The organism is Micromonospora sp. WMMD754 (assembly GCF_049315235.1).
GTDB classification, from domain to species: Bacteria; Actinomycetota; Actinomycetes; order Mycobacteriales; family Micromonosporaceae; genus Micromonospora; species Micromonospora sediminicola.
Genome location: NZ_CP186058.1, coordinates 5178397 through 5198473, shown reverse-complemented (window position 1 = coordinate 5198473; position 20077 = coordinate 5178397). Strand labels below are relative to the sequence as shown.

Genomic DNA, 20077 nt, shown 5'->3' with positions numbered 1-20077 from the left:
CTCCTGTCCCCACCCACTGTTCCCCGAGGAGACGTCATGTCCGACCCGACCCAGCCCATGCCGCCCGATCAGCCTGACGACCAGGCCGCCATGCCGCCGCAGTCGGCGCCGACGCCGCCCGGTACCCCGGTTCCCCCGTTCGTCGCCCAGCCGCAGAACCCCACGGTCGCCGACTCGCCCAGCCCGACCATTCCCGCCAAGCGCTCCCACGCCCTGGCCTGGATCGTCGGCGGCATCGCCCTCGTCCTCGCGCTGTGCTGCGGCGGGATCGGGATCGCCGCGCTGAGCAACGGCGATGCCGAGCCGGCCGCCGACGCGGCGTCGTCGACCTCGCCGAGTGTCACGACGGCCGGTCCGACCAGCACGGCGCCCACGTCGTCGGCGCCGACGACCCCGCCGGCGTCGACGGCCCCCGCCCCTCCGCTCTACGACACGCCGGCGAAGAGCGACTTCACGCTCAAGGTGAAGATCCTCCGCAAGCAGTGCTTCGGTAGCGCCGGTTGCAATGTCACCTACCGGATCGACGTGACCTACACCGGCAGCGGGCTCGACCCGTCCAAGACGTACGAGGTGACCTATCAGGTGAAGGGCGCCGAGGACCCGATCATCAACACCTTCGAGGTGACCGGTGACTCCGCCTCCGTGCAGGAGGAGGAGATGGCGAGCACCAAGCGCTCCGGGGACAAGCTGACCGCCGCCGTTACCGACGTCGCCGAGTTCTGAGGAAGGCGTCGCGCGGCCCGGCTGATCGATGTAGCCGGCAGAGCGCGACGCCGCGGCAACGTCCCACCACCCCATCGGGCGGGTCGACGAGTCATCGACCTGCGGACACCACGCGCCTGGAGGAGAAGACGATGACCTTCACACAACCGTTCTGGGCCGGTCCGGGACTCCGCCCGCGCCAACCGGTCGGACTGCCGGCCGCCGCGCCGACGGTCGACCCGATCGGTCACCGGGGCGCTCCACCGGTCCGCACCTGGCTGGACAGCCCCACTCGTCCTGTTGCACTGCCGGCCTGACCACCGATCACTTCACAGACGGAAATTGCACACCGTCGTCGCATCACCACCGCCGGCGAACCGGCACGAGCCCGGAACATCCGCCTTCCATTGCCCTTTCCGGAGGTCGCCTGATGAACCCCACCGAACCCCTGGTCGAGCTGATCTTCGACCGGCTCGCCGCCGACCGCGTACCCGATGACACCGCCGAGGTGGTCCTCGCCGCGCTGACCGACGAGGCCGACCTGGCCGCGGCGCTCGCCGGCGCGCCGACCGCCCTGGAGCCGCAGCGCACCGCTGCGGACGAGCCGCGGGAGCGGATCTGGCTCTCCTCGGTGACCGTCACCGGTTTCCGCGGCGTCGGCCCGGAGCGCACCCTCGCCATCGAGCCCGGCCCCGGGCTGACCGTGGTGGTCGGACGCAACGGCTCCGGCAAGTCCAGCTTCGCCGAGGCCGTGGAACTCGCGCTCACCGGGGACAGCGCGCGCTGGGCGGACCGCAACAGCGTGTGGCGTACCGGGTGGCGCAACCTGCACGCCGGCGACCCGTGCCGGATCGCCGTCGAGCTGCGGGTCGACCGGGTGGCCACGCCCACCCGGGTGGTCCGTTCCTGGCCGTCGGACGCGGAGCTGGGCGACGCCGAGGTGACGATCACCAGCGCACACGGCACCCACCGGGATCTCGCCGAGCTGGGGTTGGCCCGGCCGCTGGAGCTGTACCGGCCGTTCCTCACCGCCGCCGAGCTGGGCCGGCTCGCCGCCGGCACCCAGAGCCAGCTCTTCGACGCCATCTCCGCGATCCTCGGCCTGGAGGCGATCACCGACGCCGACCGCCGCCTGATGGCCGCCGCCCGCCCCGTCGAGACCACCATCAAGGAGGTACGGGGACAGCGCGCCACCCTGGCCGGCACCCTCGCCGGGATCGACGACGACCGGGCCCGGCGGGCCGCCGCGCTGCTGCGCACCCGAGGCGCGGCTGACCTGGCGGCGTTGACCGCGATCCTCGACGAGCCGGAGGAGCCCACCGTCGACGAGGCGGTGCTGCTCTGCCGGCGGCTGGCGGACACGCAGCTGCCCGACGCCGACGAGGTGACCCGCCTCGCCGGGCAGCTGCGGGAGGCCGCCGCGGAGGCGCGCCGGCACGACGGCGGCCGGTCGCGGGCGTCGCTGCGCAGCGCCGAGCTGCTCCGGCTGGCCATCGAGCACCACGACGACCGGGGTGACGGGTCGTGCCCGGTCTGCGCGACGGGCCGCCTCGACGGCGACTGGCGGACCCGCGCGGCCGCGTCCCTGGTCGAGCTGCGCGACCGGACCCTCGCCGCCCAGGCCGCCGCGTCCCGGCTGACCGCGCTGCTGCAGCGGGCGCACTACCTGATCGACGACCTGGACGTGCCCACCGGCGACGCCGACGGGGTGCCGGTCGACGACCTGCACGCGGCGGTGACGGCGCTGCGGCTGGCGCCGGGCGGGCCGGAGGAGCTGGCCGACCACCTGACCGCCCGGTATCCGGCGGTGTTCGCCGCGGCGGAGACCGCGCGGGCGTACGCGAAGGGGCTGCTCCGCCGGCGCGACACCGGCTGGCAGACGGTGGCCGGCGAGCTGCGGGCCTGGATCGCGTCGGCCGGGACGCTGCCGGAGCGGGAGCGCGCCCTCGCCCGGGTGAAGGCCGCGCGGGTGTGGCTGAAGGCGACCGGGGCGCAGCTGCGCAACCAGCGGGTGGCGCCGTTCGCCGAGCACTCGCAGCGGATCTGGGCGCAGCTGCGGCAGGAGAGCAACGTCGAACTGGGCGCGATGACCCTGGCCGGCTCGAACACCCGGCGGCGGGTGGTGATCCCGGTCAGCGTGGACGGCACGGACAACGGCACCGCCCTCGGGGTGATGAGCCAGGGCGAGATGCACGCCCTCGGGCTGGCGACGTTCCTGCCGCGCGGCTGCGCGCCGGAGAGCCCGTTCCGGTTCATCGTGGTCGACGACCCGGTGCAGAGCATGGACCCGGCCAAGGTGGACGGGCTGGCCCGGGTGCTCGCCGAACTGGCCGAACAGCGTCAGGTGGTGGTCTTCACCCACGACACCCGGCTGCCCGACGCGCTCGCGCGGCTCGACCTCGGCCGGTCCCGCATCATCGAGGTGACGCGCGCGGAGCGGTCGGTGGTGACCCTGCGGCCCGGCTCCGATCCGGTGACCCGCTACCTGGACGACGCGCACGCCCTCGCGCGCGCCGAGGAGATCGCGTCCGAGGTGCGCGGGCCGGTGGTGGCGGAGCTGTGCCGCTCGGCGATCGAGGCGGCCTGCCACCGGATCGTGTGGCGGCGGCGGGTGGCCCGAGGTGTGCCGCACGACGACATCGAGGCTGCCGTCGTGGCCGCGTCCCGGCGGCTCACCACCACCGTCGCGCTGGCGCTGTTCGACGACGCCGACCGGGGCGGTGACGTCCTCGGGTACCTGAGTCGCCGGCACGGGTCGCGGGCGGTGGGCGCGTACCGGGCGTGCAAGGGGGGCGTGCACGGGGCGTACCTGTCCGACCTGCCCGGGCTGGTCTCCGACGTCCGGCACCTGGTGGCGGCGCTGCCACCGCCCACGCCCGGACACGGCGCGGAGGTCCGGTCGTGACCGCGCCGGCGCCCCGGCGCTGCCTGGCGGCGGCCGACCAGATGCTGCGCGGGTCCGGCCCGCTCGGCGTGGCCGCGGTGGCCGCCGGCTGGTGGCCGCGGACGTGCGCCTGCCTGATCCGGCTCGCCCTCGAAGGCGGGATCGACGCCTACTGGCGGCGCACCCGTCCGGTGGTGGCCGCCTGCCGGCAGGGCCGGGCGAAGCACCTGATGCTGCGCGGCCGCCTCGGGCCCGGCCCTGCCGTGGCCCGCCGGGTCGCCTTCGCCTGGGCGGCCCTCTCCGCCGCCGCCCACCACCACTGCTACGAGCTGGCGCCGACGGCCGCCGAGCTGCGTCGCCTGCACACCGAGGTGAGCGCTCTGCTCACCCACCTCGACGGAAGAACGGAACCGCACCGATGACCTACCCGCAGCCCGGCGTCGACCCCACCCGCCCGCAGCCGCCGCTCCCCGCAGTCACCGGCCCGTACCCGCCGGTGTCCGCCGTCCCCCGGCCCTACCCGCCGGTGTCCGCGCCTGCCGGTGCCCATGGTCCGGTGTCGGCCACGCCCTATCCGGATCTACGCCTGCCGCTGGCACGGCCCGTCCTGACCTCGGGCATGGCGACGGCGTCGCTGGTGCTCGGGATCCTCGGCGTGCTCGGCGGCTGGTGCCTGTTCGGCCTGCCCTGCCTGCTCGCCGTCGTCCTCGGTCACCTGGCCCTGCGCGAGACCCGCGACGGCACGCGGTCGGGGCACGGCATGGCGGTCGCCGGTCTCGTCCTGGGCTACGTCTTCGTCGGCCCGATGATCCTGTTCACCCTCATGCTGTTCTTCGGCGGTGTCCTGACCGCCGTCACCCCGGCGCCCTGACGACGGCACCGGGTACGGGCCGCCCCACGTCACATGTCGTGGCCGGGGCGGATGGAGTGCCAGGCCGCCCGTACGTGGCTGCGCATGACCGATTCCGCCCAGTCGGGGTCGGCGGCGGTGAGTGCCGCCACCAGCTCGTGGTGGTGAGCCAGGCTGCGGCGCAGGGCCTCGGGGCTGTAGTGAGAGAAGGTCCGCCAGACGAGCGGCATCTGGATCACCGAGGAGACGACGCCGGCCAGGCGGCTGTTGTCGGACGCCTCGAGGATCATCCGGTGGAACTGGTTGTTCAGCTCGGTGAGCTCGTCCACGTCGGTCGGTCGTCCGCCCGGCGCGACCTCGTCCATCCGGTGGGCCAGCGCGTCGAGCGCGGCCACGTCGACGGTGCCGGTGACGGCCGCCAGTCGGCAGCCCCAGGGCTCGAGCACGGACCGCAGGCCGAAGATCTCGTCGAGGTCGTGGATGCTCCAGGCCTGGACCTGTACGCCGCGGTTGCGTTCGTGGCGGACCAGCCCTTCGGCGGTGAGCCGCCGGAGCGCCTCGCGGACCGGCGTCCGGCTCACCCCGACCGACTCGGCCAGCTCGCCTTCACGAAGCCACTCGCCGGCTGACCGCTGCCCGGACAGGATCTGGTCCCGGATCAGCCGGTAGGCGTGGTCGGCGGCGTGGCCGTTGTCGGCCTCCCGCAGCCCGGTGCGGTCACTCATGATGCTCCGCACGGTAACAACGCGCCAGGTTGTATGCAATGAGCCCGCGGGCCATTGACAGCACGAGCGGCTGAGGCCTACTTTTCCCGCACAGCCCGATGTAACGACGGTCACAGCTCCGGATGATTGCATGCAAAAGACGCTGATTGAGGGGTCCATGAGCACTCCATTGCCGCTTGACGACATCCGGGTGATCGAGCTCGGCCAGCTGCTGGCGGGGCCGTTCTGCGGCCAGCTCCTGGGTGACTTCGGCGCCGAGGTGATCAAGGTCGAGGACCCGGGTCGGGGTGACCCGATGCGGCAGTGGGGACGCGAGAAGCCGTACGGGAAGTCGCTCTGGTGGCCGGTGGTGGCGCGGAACAAGAAGTCCGTGACCGCGGACCTGCGGACCGACGAGGGCCAGGACCTGGTACGCGGGCTCGTCGCCCGGGCGGACGTGTTGATCGAGAACTTCCGGCCGGGCACGTTGGAGCGGTGGGGCCTGGCCCCGGAGCGCCTGTGGGAGATCAACCCCGGTCTGGTCGTCACCCGGGTGACCGGCTTCGGCCAGACCGGCCCCTACTCCTCCCGCGCCGGATACGGCTCGATCGGTGAGGCGATGGGCGGGATCCGGTACGTGACGGGCGACCCCGACCGTCCCCCGGCCCGAGCCGGCGTCTCCCTGGGCGACTCCCTCGCGGCGACGTTCGCCTGCCTGGGCACCCTGGTGGCGTTGCACCAGCGCGGACGCACCGGTCGGGGCCAGGTGGTCGACTCGGCCATCTACGAGGCAGTGCTGGCGATGATGGAGTCGCTGATCCCCGAGTACCAGATCGCCGGCTACCAGCGGGAGCGGACCGGGACCACGCTGCCGAACGTGTCCCCGAGCAACGTCTACCCGACCGCCGACGGCGAGATGGTGCTGATCGCGGCGAACCAGGACACGGTGTTCCGCCGCCTCGCCGAGGCGATGGGCCGGGCCGAGCTGGCCACGGACGAGAGGTACGCCACGCACGGCGCCCGCGGGCGGTGGATGGAGCAACTGGACGGCCTGATCGCCGAGTGGAGCTCCACGCTCACCTCCGACGAGCTGCTCGAACGGCTGCACGGGCACGGCGTGCCGGCGGGCCGCATCTTCCGGGCCCGGGACATGTTCGCGGACCCGCACTTCGCCGCCCGGGAGGCGATCGTCCGGCTGACCCATCCGGACCTGGGCGAGTTCGCCATGCACAACGTCGTACCCAAGCTCTCCGACAGCCCGGGCCGGGTCCGGCACGTCGGCCCCGAACTCGGCGAGCACACCGAAGACATCTACCGCGACCTGCTGGGACTCGACGACGGTGCGATCGCGTCGCTGCGTTCCGCCGGCGTCATCTGAGGAGGAACCATGACCTACCGGCTCGGTGTGGACGTGGGGGGAACGTTCACCGACATCCTGCTGATCGACGAGGCGACGGGAGACACCTACCGGGCCAAGACCTCCTCCACCCCCGAGGACCAGTCCGTCGGGGTGCTGCGGGGCATCGAGCGGGCCTGCGCGGCGGCCGGTGTGCCCATGTCGGAGATCGCCGAGGTGTTCCACGGCACCACGGTCGCCACGAACGCGATCCTCGAGGGCAAGGGCGCGCGGGTCGGGCTGGTCACCACCGAGGGTTTCCGGCAGGTGCTCCAGATCGCCCGGTCGTTCGTGCCGGGGGGCCTCGCCGGCTGGATCATCTGGCCGAAGCCGGAGCCCCTCGCGGCCCTGGAGGACACCGTGGAGGTGCGCGGCCGGATCGGCGCCGACGGCGCGGTGGTGACCGCACTCGACGAGGCGGACGTCCGCGCGAAGCTGCGCCGGCTGCGTACGCAGGGCATCGAGGCGTTGAGCGTCAGCCTCATCAACTCCTACGCCAACCCGGAGCACGAGCGTCGTGTGGCCGAGCTGGCCGGCGAGGAGCTTCCCGGCGTACCGGTGTCGTTGTCGTCGTCGGTGCTGCCGGAGCTGCGCGAGTACGAGCGGACCATCACCACCGTCGCGAACGCCGCCGTGCAGCCGCAGGTGGCGCGCTACGTGGCGAACCTCGAGGCGCAGCTGCGCGAGTCGGGGGTGGCCGGACGGCTGTGCATCCTGCGCAGCGACGGCGGTCTGGTCTCCGCGGCCGTCGCCGCGGACAACCCGGTGAACCTGCTGCTGTCCGGCCCCGCCGGCGGGGTGACCGGCGCGACGTGGGTGGCGGAGCAGGCCGGCTACCGGGACTTCCTGACCTTCGACATGGGCGGCACCTCCACCGACGTCGCGTTGGTCCAGGGGTTGTCGCCGCGGGTGGGCCGGGAGACCACCGTCGGGGACCTGAAGGTCCGGGCCACCTCCGTCGACGTCCGGACGGTGGGCGCCGGAGGCGGCTCCATCGCCCACGTGCCACCGCTGACCCAGGCGCTGCGGGTGGGCCCGCAGTCCGCCGGCGCCGCCCCCGGTCCGGCCGCGTACGCGGCGGGCGGCGACCAGCCGACGGTGACCGACGCGAACGTCGTGCTCGGCTACCTGCCCACCGACCTGGCCGGGGGCGAGATCACGCTGGACCGGGCGGCGGCGCGGGCGGCCGTGAAGTCGATCGCCGACGCCACCGGGCTGGAGTCGGTGGAGGCCGCCGCGGCGGGCATCGTCGACATCGTCAACGAGAACATGTTCGGCGCGCTGCGGCTGGTGTCGGTGCAGCAGGGCTTCGACCCGCGCGACTACGCGCTGGTGGCCTTCGGTGGAGCCGGTCCGCTGCACGCCAACGCCCTGGGCCGGCTGACCGGAGCCTGGCCGGTGATCATCCCGCCGTCGCCCGGGGTGCTGTGCGCCTACGGCGACGCGACGACCAACCTGCGCGACGAGTCGGTACGCACGCTGGTGCGCCGCTTCGGCGAACTCACCGACTCCAGCCTGCGCGCCGTCCTCGACGAACTCGCCGGCAAGGCGTGCGCCACCCTCGCCGAGCAGGGCGTCCCCACCGAGGAGCAGCGGGTCGTCTACTCCGCCGACCTGCGCTACCACGGCCAGGGTTTCGAGATCCCCGTGGCCGTCGACATCGACGCCTTCGACGGCACCGGCGGTGGGCTCGCCGCCCTGCGGTCGGCGTTCGACGCCGATCACCAGCGACTGTTCTCCTTCGTCCTCGACGCCGAGCACGAACTGGTGACCGTCCGGGCCACCGCGCACGGTCCGCGGCCGCAGGTCGCCGCGCCCGAGCTCGAACCCGGAGACGGTGACCCGAGCGCCGCGCTGCGGGCCCACCACCGGATCTGGGTCGACGGCGCCGAGGTCGACGCCGGCGGCTACGACCGGGCCCTGCTGCGCGCGGGCGACGTCGTACCGGGCCCGGCGATCATCACCGAGATGGACTCCACCACCCTCGTGCTGCCCGGCCACACGGCCACCGTGCATCCCAGTGGCAGCCTCCTCATCCGTCCCGTCGACACCACCACGGAGAGCTGACCATGGCACGCCTCATCGAGACCGCTACCGGACCCCTTCGCAGCGTGGACGTCGACCTGGTCACCCTCGACCTGATCGAGAACGGGCTGCGCAACGCCCGCTACGAGATGGACGAGGTGCTCTTCCGGACCGCGCTGTCGCCGGGAATCCGGGAGCAGCACGACGAGTTCCCGCTGATCGCCAACCGGGACGGGAAGATGATGGTGGGACAGTTCGGGCTGTCCATCCCGGACTTCCTGGAGAACTTCGACGGTGACATCGAGGAGGGCGACGTCCTGCTGACGTCGGACCCGTACTCCTGCGGCGCCGCGATCAGCCACGCCAACGACTGGCTCGTGGTGCTGCCCATCTTCTTCGAGGGACGGATCGTGGGCTGGGCGGCGATGTTCGGGCACATGTCCGACGTCGGCGGCAAGACCCCGGCGTCGATGCCGACCGACGCCCGCACCATCTTCGAGGAGGGCGTGGTCATCCCGCCCTTCAAGCTGTACCGCAGGGGTGTGCTCGCCGAGGACGCCCTGCGGATCATCCTCAACCAGGTGCGCAAGCCCGACTGGAACCGCGCGGACCTCAACGGGATCGTCGCGGCCTGCCGGACCGCCTCCCGTCGGGTCCAGGAGATGTGCGCCCGGTTCGGGGTCGAGACCTACGACTCCGCGCTCGACCAGCTCCTCGACCGCAACTACCGGGCCATGAAGGTGCTGCTCGAGGCGGTGTTCGCCGAGGGCGAGACGCTCTCGTTCACCGACTACATCTGCGACGACGGGCTCGGCTACGGACCCTACGAGCTCAAGCTCAGCCTGACCCGCACCGGCGAGAAGGTGCTGCTGGACTTCACCGGCAGCAGCCCGCAGGCGCAGGGCCCGATCAACTACTACATCAACGAGAACCTCGTCCGGATGTTCTTCGGCATCTACATGATCACCGTCGCCGACCCGCAGATCCTCTGGAACGACGGCTTCTACCCGCTGGTCGACGTCACGATCCCCGACGACTCGTTCTGGAAGCCCGCGTACCCCGCCGCCCTCAACGCGCGAAACCACGGCATCGGGCGCGTCTTCGACCTGTTCGGCGGCCTGCTCGGCCAGACCAACCCGGGGCTGCTCAACGCCGCCGGATTCTCGTCGTCACCGCACTTCATGTACTCGGGCACCTACGGGCCCGGTGAGCGCAAGGGTGAATGGTTCCAGCTCTACTCCATCGGGTTCGGCGGCATCCCGGGCCGGCCGGTGGGGGACGGCCCGGACGGCCACTCGCTGTGGCCGTCGTTCGTCAACATCCCGTGCGAGTACCTGGAGTCCTACTACCCGCTGCGCGTCGAACGCTGGGAGACCGTCGCGGACACCGGTGGCGCCGGACTGCACCGCGGCGGCAACGGCGTCGACGTGGCCTACCGGTTCCTGGAGGCCGGCACGATCGCGATCCACGACGACCGCTGGCTGACGTACCCGTGGGGCGTCAACGGCGGCGAGCCGGGCGCGCGTGGCCGCAAGTGGATCGAACGCGCCGACGGCGGCACCGAGATCCTGGGCAGCAAGGTGCACGACGTGCCCGTGGCCCCGGGGGACGTGCTGCACTTCGTCACCTGGGGCGGCGGCGGGTGGGGCGACCCGCTCGCCCGCGACCCGGAACTGGTCGGCCTCGAGGTCCGCCGGGGCCTGGTCACCCCCGCGGGCGCCCGTCGCTACGGCGTGGTCTGCGACGAGGCCGGCGCCGTCGACGTCACGGCCACCGAGGAGGTACGCGCCGAGCTGCGCCACGGACGCCCCGACCCCCTGCCCACGTTCGACATGGGGCCGCCGATCGAGACGGTCCTGGACCGGTGCCTGGAGGAGACGGGCCTGCCCGCTCCCCGGCCGCCCGTCGCCCGATGAGCCCCGCGCCGGCCCCCGGCGACGACGGATTCGGGGGTGCGCTCCCGCCCGGCGCCCGTCCCGCCGTGCTCGTCATCGACCTGATGCGGGCCTACTTCGACCCGGCCAGCCCGCTGTGCCTGCCGTCCACCGACTGCCTACGGCCGGCCGGCCGGGTCGTCGCCGCGGCTCGCGGCCACCGGATCCCCGTGCTGCACACCCGCGTCGCGTACGGGCCGAGCGGTGTCGACGGAGGTCTGTTCGTCCGGAAGGTTCCCGCCCTGCGGCAGCTCTTCGACGGCGGTGGCGCGATGGGGCAACCGATGCCGCAGGTCTGCCCCGCCGACGACGAGCTGGTCCTGGTCAAGCAGTACGCCAGCGCCTTCTTCGGCACGTCCCTGGCGTCCACCCTGCGCGCGGCGCACATCGACACCGTCGTGCTGGTCGGCGTCAGCACGAGCGGTTGTGTGCGCGCCACCGCGGTGGACGCGATACAGCACGGTTTCGTCCCGCTGGTGGTCCGGGAGGCGGTCGCGGACCGCGCCGCCGGCCCGCACGAGGCGAGCCTGTCCGACCTGCAGGCCAAGTACGCCGAGGTGATCAGCGAGGCCGACGCCGTCGCCTACCTGTCGGAGGAGCGATGACCGCCGGAATCGACATCGTGGAGGTGTCGCCCCGCGACGGCCTGCAGAACGAGGCGACGGTCCTCACCACCGCGGACAAGATCGAGCTCGTCGACCGGGCGGTACGGTCGGGCGCCCGACGGGTCGAGGTGACCAGCTTCGTCAACCCCGCCCGGGTTCCGCAGATGGCGGACGCGGACGAGCTGATGGCCGCGCTCCCCCGCCACGAGGGCGTCCGGTACGCGGGCCTGGTCATGAACCGCCGCGGCCTGGACCGGGCCCTCGCTGCGGGCGTCGACGAGATCAACGTCGTCGTGGTGGCCACGGACACCTTCTGCGGCCGCAACCAGGGCATGACCACGGCGCAGGCGTGCGACACGGCGGCCGAGCTGGTGCGGACGGCCGGCGCGGCGGGGGTGTTCACGACGGTGACCGTCGGCGCGGCGTTCGGATGCCCGTTCGAGGGCGAGGTCCCGCTGTCCCGGTTGCGGGAGGTGCTCGCGCGGGTGCGGGACGCCGGCCCCGACGAGCTGGCTCTCGCCGACACCATCGGGGTGGCCGTACCGTCCGACGTCACCGACCGGTTGGCGCTCGCCCGGGAGGTCACGGAATCGCGGACGCCACTGCGGTTGCACCTGCACGACACCCGGCACACCGGCGTGGCCAACGCGGTCGCGGCGGTCCGGGCGGGCGTCACCACCCTCGACGCCAGCATCGGCGGCGCAGGCGGTTGCCCGTTCGCGCCGGCGGCGACCGGAAACGTCGCCACCGAGGACCTCGTCTACCTGTTCGACCGGATGGGGCAGCCCACCGGTCTTGACCTGGGGACAATCACCTCGACCGCCTCCTGGCTGGAGGGCCGGCTCGGTAAACGGCTGCCGGGCGCGCTGCTGCGGGCGGGGCCGTTTCCCGCCTGAGCCCGGCCCGGCGAGCACGACACCGACGATCGACCGACCATGCCGTAATGCATGGTGCGCCACAGTGCTTGCCCCGCCGGACGGTCGCGTAGTTGGCTCGACGGCATGGCCCGCATCGCGTACCACGACGCGGACGCCGAGGCGTTCGCCGCGACCCGTCACCTCACCGACGACGGCCTCACCGCCTGGCGCGCCGCCGTCACCCGCCACCTCGACCCGCGTCCCGGCATGCGCGTGCTCGACCTGGGCGCCGGCACCGGCAGCTGGGCCCGCGCCCTCACCACCTGGTTCCCCGGCGTCGAGGTCGTCGCCGTCGAGCCGTCGGCGGCGATGCGCGCCCGCTGCGCGTTCACCCCACTCGTCGCGGGTGACGCCCGGAGCATCCCGCTGGCCGACCGGAGCCTCGACGGCGTGTGGCTGTCCACCGTCATCCACCACGTGCCCGACCTGGCCGCCGCGGCGCGCGAGCTGCGCCGGGTGCTGCGGCCCGGCGCACCCGTGCTGATCCGGTCCGCGTTCGCCGGACGGCACGAGGCGATCACCCTGTTCCGCTTCTTCCCGGAGGCGATCCGCGTGCTCGACTCCTACCCCGGCATCGCCGACGTGGAAGCCGCCTTCGCCGCCGCCGGGTTCACCACCGTCGCGGTCGAGCCGGTTCCGCAGGTCACCGCGCCGTCGCTGCGGGAGGCGGCCGCCGGCCTGCGGCGGGAGGCGCACACCCCGCTTCAGCTGATCACCGACGACGAGTACACCGCCGGGGCGGCGCGTCTCCGCGAGGCCGCCCGGGTCGAGGTCGGACCGGTGATCGACGTGCTGGACCTGCTGGTTCTGCGCCGCGACGGCGGGTGAGTCGTTACCGATATCAGCTCGACAGGGGGCGGTGGGCGGCACCCCGCCCGGCGCAGGGCGAGCCCTCGCGGGGCTGCCCGGCGGCGGCGCCGGTTCGGCACCGGACGCACGGTCGCGGAGCTGACCGGCCGCCGCACCCGCTCGGCACCGGGCTCACCGTCGCGGAGCTGCCCGGCGACGGCATCCCCGGTCGGCACCGGACGAACCGTCGCGGAGCTGCCGGGCCGGGGCAGGCGCCGGACGGGCGGACGTCGACTGTGGACGCGGTTAGGGTGAGCGGATGGGAACCCGCCGATGGACGGTCGTCGGCGCGCCGTCGAGCGCCGGCGCGCACACCCCCGGTGTCGAGCGCGCCCCGGCCGCCCTGCGCGCCGCCGGCCTGCTCGACCTGCTGGGCTCGGCCGTCGACGTGGAGGACGCCGGCGACACGGGCGGCTTCCGGTGGCGGCCGGATGCGGCGTACCCCCGGGGTCAGAACGCGGGCGCGGTGGCCGGCGTCGCCGCGGAGGTGGCCGCGGGCGTCGCGGCGGCGGTGGGCCGGGGGCGGACGCCGCTGGTGCTCGGCGGCGACTGCACCGTGACGATCGGCCTGGTGGCAGGGTGCGCGCGGGCCGGCCTGTCGCCGGCGCTGGTCTACGTGGACGGCGGGCCGGATCTCTACACGCCGCTGACCCGGCCGAACGGGAACCTGGACGCCACCGGCCTGGCGCACCTGCTCGGGCTGCCGGGGACGCTGCCGGAGGTGGCGGCGGTCGGGCCGAGTGTGCCGCTGCTGTCGCCGGAGCGGGTGGTGGTCTACGGGGACTCGCTGCCCCGGGGAGACCACGAGCGGGAGCTGGTGGCGGAGCTGGGGCTGGTCTACGTGCCGGCCGAGGAGGTGCACGCCGACCCGGGGGCGGCGGCACGTCGGGCCCGGGTGGTGGCGGAGGGCGCGGCGGACGGGTTCGTGGTGCACTTCGACGTGGACGTGCTGCGGTTCGTCGACGCGCCACTGGCCGACGTGCCGGAGCCGTTCGGGCTGAGCCTGGCCGAGGCGGCGGCGACGCTGGCGGAGCTGGTGGCGAGCCCGCGGTTCGTCGGGTTGTCGGTCACCGAGATCAACCCCGATCACCTGCCCGACGACGAGGTGCTCCCCCGGTTCGTCCGCGCGTTGGCCGGGGCGCTGACCGGGGGCTAGGCGTCCGCGAGGTGCAGCGGCAGGACCTTCGCGGTGCTGATCGCCAGCGGGCGGTCGAGCACCTGGTCCCGGGGCACGAAGACCATGGCCTGCCCCTCGCCGAGCACCACGTCCTCCTGCCGGGCGTCGGTGACGCCGCGGAAGACGTACACGGTGACGTCGTGCCCGAAGCCCTCCTCGTAGGGGCGGGGGCCGCTCCACAGCAGGTGCAGCTCGCCGGCGGTCAGGCCGGTCTCCTCGCGTAGCTCCCGGCGGGCGGCCTGTTCCGGCGTCTCCCCCGGCTCGATGCTCCCGCCGGGCAGGCTCCACTGGTGCGGCGACACGGTGGTGTTCCCGTCGCGGTGCTGCATCAGCACCGCGCCGGCCCGGTCGACGAGCAGGACGAGGGCGACGTCGTAGAAGGCCACGGCCCCGAGGATGTCACACTCCCCCACTTTCCTCCGATGCGGACGAAAGTTCCGATAGAAGCACCGAAAGCTATAGACATATAGACATGCCTTTTGTAGCGTCGGCCACATCCCACGACCTGCCCGACCCGTCCCGAGCAAGGAGAGGCAGTTGACTGGACGACTCGCACTCGCCGTGGCCACGCTCACCGTCACGGCCCTCGTCGCCACCCCCACCGTCGCCACCGCCGCCCCCGGCACCGCCGCGCCACCACCGGACAGCGCCTTCCAGAAGGTGACCCTCAACGACCATCCCGGCGAACCGATGGACCTGGCGGTGCTGCCCGACCGCCGGGTGCTGCACGTGACCCGCGCCGGCGAGGTCTGGCTGCACAACCCCGCCACCGGCCGCAACACGGTCGCCGCCACGCTCGACGTCTACCGGCACGACGAGGAGGGCCTGCAGAACGTCGCCGTCGACCCGAACTTCGGCCGGGGCGGCAACAACTGGGTCTACCTCTACTACTCGCCGCCGATGGACACCCCGGTCGACGACCCGGCCACGCCGGACGTCAACGAGGGCGACGCCCCGGCCTGGGGCACCGAGGCGGACTTCGCGCCGTTCCGGGGCGTGCTGCGCCTGTCCCGGTTCCGGCTGGTGAAGGACACCCTCGACCTGCGCACCGAGCAGCGGATCCTGGACGTGCCGGTCGACCGGGGCATCTGCTGCCACGTCGGCGGCGACATCGTCTTCGACGCCAGGGGCAACCTCTACCTGTCCACCGGCGACGACACCAACCCGTTCGAGTCCGGCGGCTACGCGCCGATCGACGAGCGACCGGGCCGCAACCCGGCGTACGACGCGCAGCGCACCGCGGCCAACACCAACGACCTGCGCGGCAAGATCCTGCGGATCAGGGTCGGCGCCGACGGGTCGTACTCGATCCCGGACGGCAACCTGTTCCGCCGGGGCGCCCAGGGCACCCGCCCGGAGATCTACCTGATGGGCGTGCGCAACCCGTTCCGGATCGAGGTGAACCGGAACACCGGTGAGCTGTACGTCGCCGACTACTCCCCCGACGCCCGCGAGGCCGACCCGACGCGCGGGCCGGCCGGGCACGGCAAGTGGCTCGCCACCCGTCGGGCCGGCAACTTCGGCTGGCCCTACTGCGCCACCGCGGAGCTGCCCTACGTCGACCACGACTTCGCCACCGGAACGTCCGGGGCGCCGTTCGACTGCGCCGCGCCGGTCAACGACTCGCCGCACAACACCGGGCTGCGCAAGCTGCCCCCGGTGCAGCAGCCGCAGGTGGCGTACACGTACGGCGACTCACCACAGTTCCCCGAACTCGGCGACGGGGGCATCGGCCCGATGGCCGGCCCGGCGTACGACTTCGACCGCCGCGCCACCCGGGGCCGCACCGCGGTGGCCTGGCCGTCGTACTACGACGGGCTGCCGCTGTTCCACGAGTGGACCCGCGACTACGTCAAGGCCTTCCGGCAGGACAAGCGGGGTGCGGTGACCGGGATCGAGCCGGTGCTGCCCTCGGTCGTCTTCGACAACCCGATGGACCTGGAGTTCGGCCCGGACGGCGCGCTCTACGTGCTGGAGTACGGCGACGGCTACTTCAGCGAGAACCCGGACGCGCAGCTCGCCCGGATCGACCACATCGCCTTCACCGGCAACCACACGCCGGTGCCGGCGGCGTCCGCCACCCCCACCGCCGGGGTCGCCCCGCTGACCGTCACCTTCTCCAGCGCGGGCACCACCGACGCCGACGGCGACCGGCTGCGCTACGAGTGGTACCTCGACGACGACGACCGGGTCGACTCGCGCGCGCCGAACCCGACGTTCACCTACCGGGAGAACGGCCTCTACCGGGCGACGCTGACGGTCACCGACCAGGTGGGCCGCTCCGCGTCGACCGAGGTGCAGGTCGTGGTCGGCAACGCACCGCCGGTGGTCGAGCTGGTCGACCCGGTCGAGGGCCAGCCGTTCGCCTTCGGCGACACCGTCACCTTCCAGGTGCGGGTGACCGACGACCAGCCGGTGGACTGCGCCCGGGTCACCGTCACCTACATCCTCGGCCACGACAGCCACGGGCACCCGCAGACCACGGCCAGCGGCTGCACCGGCTCGATCACCACCACCGTCCCGGAGGGACACGACCCGGAGACCGACAACCTCACCGGCGTCTTCGTCGCCAGCTACACCGACGCCGGCAGCGACGGCCTGCCGCCGCTGACCGGCACCGACCAGGTCGTCCTGGTCCCCTCCGCGTAGGACCCGCGAAAAGGAGAAAGCCATGTGCTACGGATTCGACGGAGAGGCCGCGCTGCGGCAGTCCCTGGACCGACGCAACCTGCTGCGCGGCTCGCTGGCGGCGCTGGCCGGCGTCGGGCTGGCCACCGGGCTCGGCGCGACCGCCGCCCAGGCCGGCGGGCACCACCACGGGCGGCGGCACGTGCCGAAGGAGCTGATCAGCATCCAGCTCTGGACGGTCCGCGACGCGCTCAACGGCTCACCCGGCTACGACGCGACGCTGGCCCACCTGGCCCGGATCGGCTACCCCCGGGTGGAGCTGGCGCTGGGCTACTTCGGCCGCACCGCCGCGCAGCTGCGCCGGTTCCTCGACGGCATCGGCATCAAGGCCAGCTCCAGCCACGACGGCATCGCCGCCGACGCCGCCGGGCTGGAACAGAAGATCGCCAACGCCCGTACGCTGGGCCAGCGCTTCATGGTGGTGCCGTACCTGAACTCCGACAAGGAGGACGACTGGAAGCGGTGGGCGGAGCAGATGAACGTCGAGGCCGCCGCGGCGCGCAAGGCCGGCCTGCGCTACGGCTACCACAACCACGCCCACGAGTTCACCATCGACTTCGGCAACGGCCGACGCCCGTGGGACGTGCTGACCGAGGAACTCGACCCGCGCCTGGTCCACCTGGAGATCGACCTCTACTGGGCGGTGACCGGCGGCATCAACTCCGGTGAGGGCGTCGAGGACCCGGAGGGCTTCGCGCTCGACGTGATCCGGTGCGCGCCGCAGCGGGTCCTGCAATACCACGTCAAGGACCGCGACCCGGCCACCGGCGACATGGCCGACCTGGGCACCGGGATGATCGACTTCGCCCGCATCTTCCGCCGGCACCAGGTGCTGGAGTACATCGTGGAGAACGACACCCCGGACGTGACGCCGCAGCAGACCGCCGCCGTCGGCTACCGCTACCTGCGCCGGCTGACCTACTGACGCACGCCCGGTGATGCCGGGGCCGGCCCACCGCCGGCCCCGGCGTCGCGCGTGGTGGGGCCCCCGGCCGCCGCCGGACGTGGCACGCTCGGGTGGGTCACGCACCGACCGAGGGGATACGCGATGACCGACGAGCCGGACGAGGTCCACTACGACCGTCTCTACCGCGACACCCGGCGCCCGCCCTGGGAGATCGGCGGGCCGCAGCCGGCGCTCGCCGCGGTCCTCGACACCGGGGTACGCGGCCCCCGCGTGCTCGACGTCGGCTGCGGCACCGGTGAGCTGGCTCTGGCGTTGGCCCGGCGGGGCCTCGACGTGACCGGTGTCGACCTCTCCCCGGTGGCGATCGACCTGGCCCGGGCCAAGGCCGCCGAGGCGGGTCTGCCGGTGCGCTTCGAGGTGTGCGACGCCACCCGGATCCCGGTGCCGGACACGCCGTACGACTCGGTGTTCGACTCCGGGCTGCTGCACACGCTGGACCGCCGCGGGGCCGCGGTCGGCGACTACCTGGCGCTCCTGCCGCGCCTGACCGCGCCGGGCGGCACCGTGTTCGTGCTGGCGGTGTCGCCGGAGGCCGGCCAGGACTTCGGCCTGGCCGCCGACACCCTGCGCGCGGCGTTTCCCGAGCCGACCTGGACGGGGACCACTGTCGCGCCGATCGACGTGCTGGCCCGGGTCGAGTCCGGTGAGTTGCGCCTGGCCGGCAACCTCCTGCGCACCGTGCGCTCCCCGGCGTCGTGACGGATCTCGCCGGGCGGGGTCAGCGGCGCCAGTGCTGGCGCGGGGCGTAGCCGTCGCGGCGCAGCCAGTGCTCGGTGTAGACGATCCGGTCGGCCTCGACCACGACGAGCGTCTCCCGGGGCGGCTCGGACAGGGGGCGGCCGCGCTCGACGTGCTCGTTCTGCCAGCGGAACGCCGACCAGTGGTGTGCGTGGTCGGGGTGGTCGGGGGCGAGCACCCGGGCGGTGCCGAAGACCTGCGCGCCGCGGCTGCTGGCCAGCCCGACCAGGGGCGCGAAGACGCCCACGGACACGCGCGGGTCGGCGGCGATGTTGCGCATCTTCGGTGAGCGCGGCGCGGCGGTGAACATCAGCGCGAAGTCGAGCGGGTAGTAGCGCACCGGGGTGGCCAGCGGCCCGTCCGGACCGGTGGTGGCGAGCACGCACATGTTCTGCGACGACAGCAGGTTGCGGATGCGCTCCTCGAGCCGGTCCCGGTCCAGCTTCCCGGTGGGTGTCGGCCCGGCCAGCCACGGGTTCGTCACCGGCACGACGTGTCCTCGATCATGGCGGCACCCTACCGGGCCGCTCATCCCCGGGTGGGCCGGCGCCGGGGGGTCACGCGCCGAGCTTGGCGGTACTGGCTCGCACGACCACCTCGCCGTCCATGCGCACGATCCGTCGGCGGCGGCCGGTGTTCTCGGTGAGCGCCATCTCCATCGCCTTCTCGCCGAGCTGTTGCAGCGGCAGCGCCACGGTGGTCAGCGGCGGGGTCAGGTCGCGGACGATCGGGATGTCGTCGAAGCCGGCGACGGACACGTCGCCGGGCACGGACAGGCCGTGGTCGCGCAGTGCCGCGTACGCGCCGACGGCCATCACGTCGGTCAACGCGAACACGCAGGTGGCGTCCAGTCCGTGGGTGAGCAGCTCGGTCATCGCCTGGTAGCCGCCGTCGCGGGTGAACGGCCCCTCGACCACGGCGGCCGGGTCGAGCGTCACGCCGGCGGCGGCCAGCTCGTCGCGGAAGCCGCCGAGACGGTCGATGACGGTGGTGAGCGCGCGCGGGCCGGACAGCACGGCGAAGCGACGGTGGCCCAGCTCCAGCAGTGTGCGGGCCATGGCGGCGGCGCCGGCCCGGTTCTCCGGGAGCACGCTGTCGACCTTGAGGCTGCGGTGGCGGCTGACCACCGCGACCCGGCCCCCGCCGTCGAGGTAGGGCTTCAGCTCGGCCTCCATGGCCCGCTCCCAGCGGGTGTCCTCGAAGCCGGAGCCGATGAGCAGGATGGCCGGGGCGCGCTCGGCGCGCAGCATCGACACGTAGGCGATCTCGCGCTCCGGGTCGCGGAACGTGCTGGCCAGCATGACCAGCAGGTCGTTGGCGCCGGCGACGCGCATGACGCCGCCGGCGACGGCGGCGAAGTAGGGGTCGGTGACGTCGTGGCAGATGACGCCGACGGTGCGGTGGGAGGCGCCGGCCAGCGCCCGGGCGTGCGCGTTCGGGGTGTAGGCGAGCTGCGCGGCGGCGGCCAGGACGCGGTCGCGCAGCTGCGGGGTGACGCGCATGCCGTTGAGCGCCCGGGAGGCCGTGGCCAGCGAGACGTCGGCGGCTCTGGCCACGTCTTCCAGGGTCACGTGCGTCCGTGGTTGCATCGATATCCCCCTACGGAACGTCTTGACCCGGCTGTCGGAGCGTGGCTACCGT

18 protein-coding genes are annotated in these 20077 nt (G+C 73.4%); 14 read left to right on the top strand and 4 right to left on the bottom strand.

The features are described from left to right. Positions 1 to 36 precede the first annotated feature (36 nt). From ACN27B_RS24365 to ACN27B_RS24350, 4 genes are all read left to right on the top strand, one after another. Entirely contained in the window at positions 37 to 723 is a 687-nt protein-coding gene (locus tag ACN27B_RS24365) for a hypothetical protein (protein ID WP_422741618.1), read from the top strand. 409 nt (positions 724 to 1132) lie between these two features. After that, positions 1133 to 3607 carry an AAA family ATPase gene (locus ACN27B_RS24360; protein ID WP_422741617.1) on the top strand — a complete coding sequence of 825 codons (2475 nt, stop codon included), beginning with the start codon at positions 1133 to 1135 and terminating at the stop codon, positions 3605 to 3607. Next, positions 3604 to 4008 (top strand): hypothetical protein, encoded by a 405-nt coding sequence (locus tag ACN27B_RS24355; RefSeq protein ID WP_422741616.1) that lies wholly within the window; start codon positions 3604 to 3606, stop codon positions 4006 to 4008. Before ACN27B_RS24360 ends, ACN27B_RS24355 begins: the two co-directional genes overlap by 4 nt. Next, entirely contained in the window at positions 4005 to 4457 is a 453-nt protein-coding gene (locus tag ACN27B_RS24350; RefSeq protein WP_422741615.1) for a DUF4190 domain-containing protein, read from the top strand. Before ACN27B_RS24355 ends, ACN27B_RS24350 begins: the two co-directional genes overlap by 4 nt. 29 nt (positions 4458 to 4486) lie before the next feature. Here ACN27B_RS24350 and ACN27B_RS24345 read toward each other — a convergent pair whose 3' ends face one another. Further along, positions 4487 to 5161, bottom strand: a complete 675-nt coding sequence (locus tag ACN27B_RS24345; protein ID WP_355519010.1) for a GntR family transcriptional regulator — start codon at positions 5159 to 5161, stop codon at positions 4487 to 4489. A 157-nt stretch (positions 5162 to 5318) separates the two neighbouring features. Here ACN27B_RS24345 and ACN27B_RS24340 point away from each other — a divergent pair, with 157 nt between their 5' ends. The 7 genes from ACN27B_RS24340 to ACN27B_RS24310 all read left to right on the top strand — a co-directional run bounded on the left by ACN27B_RS24340 (position 5319) and on the right by ACN27B_RS24310 (position 14022). Further along, the gene (locus ACN27B_RS24340) at positions 5319 to 6518 is read left to right on the top strand and encodes a CaiB/BaiF CoA transferase family protein (protein ID WP_422741614.1); all 1200 of its coding nucleotides are present in this window, start codon (positions 5319 to 5321) and stop codon (positions 6516 to 6518) included. Between the two features lie 9 nt (positions 6519 to 6527). Then, entirely contained in the window at positions 6528 to 8603 is a 2076-nt protein-coding gene (locus ACN27B_RS24335; RefSeq protein ID WP_422741613.1) for a hydantoinase/oxoprolinase family protein, read from the top strand. A 2-nt stretch (positions 8604 to 8605) separates the two neighbouring features. Next, positions 8606 to 10477, top strand: a complete 1872-nt coding sequence (locus ACN27B_RS24330) for a hydantoinase B/oxoprolinase family protein (RefSeq protein WP_422741612.1) — start codon at positions 8606 to 8608, stop codon at positions 10475 to 10477. Beyond that, complete coding sequence (locus tag ACN27B_RS24325) at positions 10474 to 11100, top strand: isochorismatase family protein (RefSeq protein ID WP_422741611.1); 627 nt, start codon at positions 10474 to 10476, stop codon at positions 11098 to 11100. Before ACN27B_RS24330 ends, ACN27B_RS24325 begins: the two co-directional genes overlap by 4 nt. After that, on the top strand, positions 11097 to 11996 hold the full coding sequence (locus tag ACN27B_RS24320) for a hydroxymethylglutaryl-CoA lyase (protein WP_422741610.1): 900 nt from the start codon (positions 11097 to 11099) through the stop codon (positions 11994 to 11996). The genes ACN27B_RS24325 and ACN27B_RS24320 overlap by 4 nt, the downstream gene beginning before the upstream one ends. Positions 11997 to 12101: 105 nt before the next feature. Beyond that, a complete protein-coding gene (locus ACN27B_RS24315) occupies positions 12102 to 12845 on the top strand; it encodes a class I SAM-dependent methyltransferase (RefSeq protein WP_422741609.1) in 744 nt (247 codons plus the stop codon). A gap of 280 nt (positions 12846 to 13125) precedes the next feature. Then, positions 13126 to 14022 carry an arginase family protein gene (locus ACN27B_RS24310; protein ID WP_422741608.1) on the top strand — a complete coding sequence of 299 codons (897 nt, stop codon included), beginning with the start codon at positions 13126 to 13128 and terminating at the stop codon, positions 14020 to 14022. Here ACN27B_RS24310 and ACN27B_RS24305 read toward each other — a convergent pair. Continuing rightward, entirely contained in the window at positions 14019 to 14429 is a 411-nt protein-coding gene (locus ACN27B_RS24305; protein ID WP_091574725.1) for an NUDIX hydrolase, read from the bottom strand. The genes ACN27B_RS24310 and ACN27B_RS24305 overlap by 4 nt on opposite strands. Before the next feature lie 151 nt (positions 14430 to 14580). Here ACN27B_RS24305 and ACN27B_RS24300 point away from each other — a divergent pair, with 151 nt between their 5' ends. The 3 genes from ACN27B_RS24300 (at position 14581) to ACN27B_RS24290 (ending at position 18397) form a co-directional block, all read left to right on the top strand. Beyond that, complete coding sequence (locus tag ACN27B_RS24300; protein WP_422741607.1) at positions 14581 to 16692, top strand: PQQ-dependent sugar dehydrogenase; 2112 nt, start codon at positions 14581 to 14583, stop codon at positions 16690 to 16692. 22 nt (positions 16693 to 16714) lie between these two features. Then, the gene (locus ACN27B_RS24295) at positions 16715 to 17656 is read left to right on the top strand and encodes a sugar phosphate isomerase/epimerase family protein (RefSeq protein ID WP_422741606.1); all 942 of its coding nucleotides are present in this window, start codon (positions 16715 to 16717) and stop codon (positions 17654 to 17656) included. A gap of 123 nt (positions 17657 to 17779) precedes the next feature. Further along, positions 17780 to 18397, top strand: a complete 618-nt coding sequence (locus ACN27B_RS24290) for a class I SAM-dependent methyltransferase (protein WP_099161102.1) — start codon at positions 17780 to 17782, stop codon at positions 18395 to 18397. Positions 18398 to 18416: 19 nt separating this feature from the next. Here ACN27B_RS24290 and ACN27B_RS24285 read toward each other — a convergent pair whose 3' ends face one another. After that, positions 18417 to 18926 carry a pyridoxamine 5'-phosphate oxidase family protein gene (locus ACN27B_RS24285; protein ID WP_422741605.1) on the bottom strand — a complete coding sequence of 170 codons (510 nt, stop codon included), beginning with the start codon at positions 18924 to 18926 and terminating at the stop codon, positions 18417 to 18419. A 67-nt stretch (positions 18927 to 18993) separates the two neighbouring features. Next, complete coding sequence (locus ACN27B_RS24280) at positions 18994 to 20007, bottom strand: LacI family DNA-binding transcriptional regulator (RefSeq protein WP_422741604.1); 1014 nt, start codon at positions 20005 to 20007, stop codon at positions 18994 to 18996. Positions 20008 to 20077: the final 70 nt, after the last annotated feature.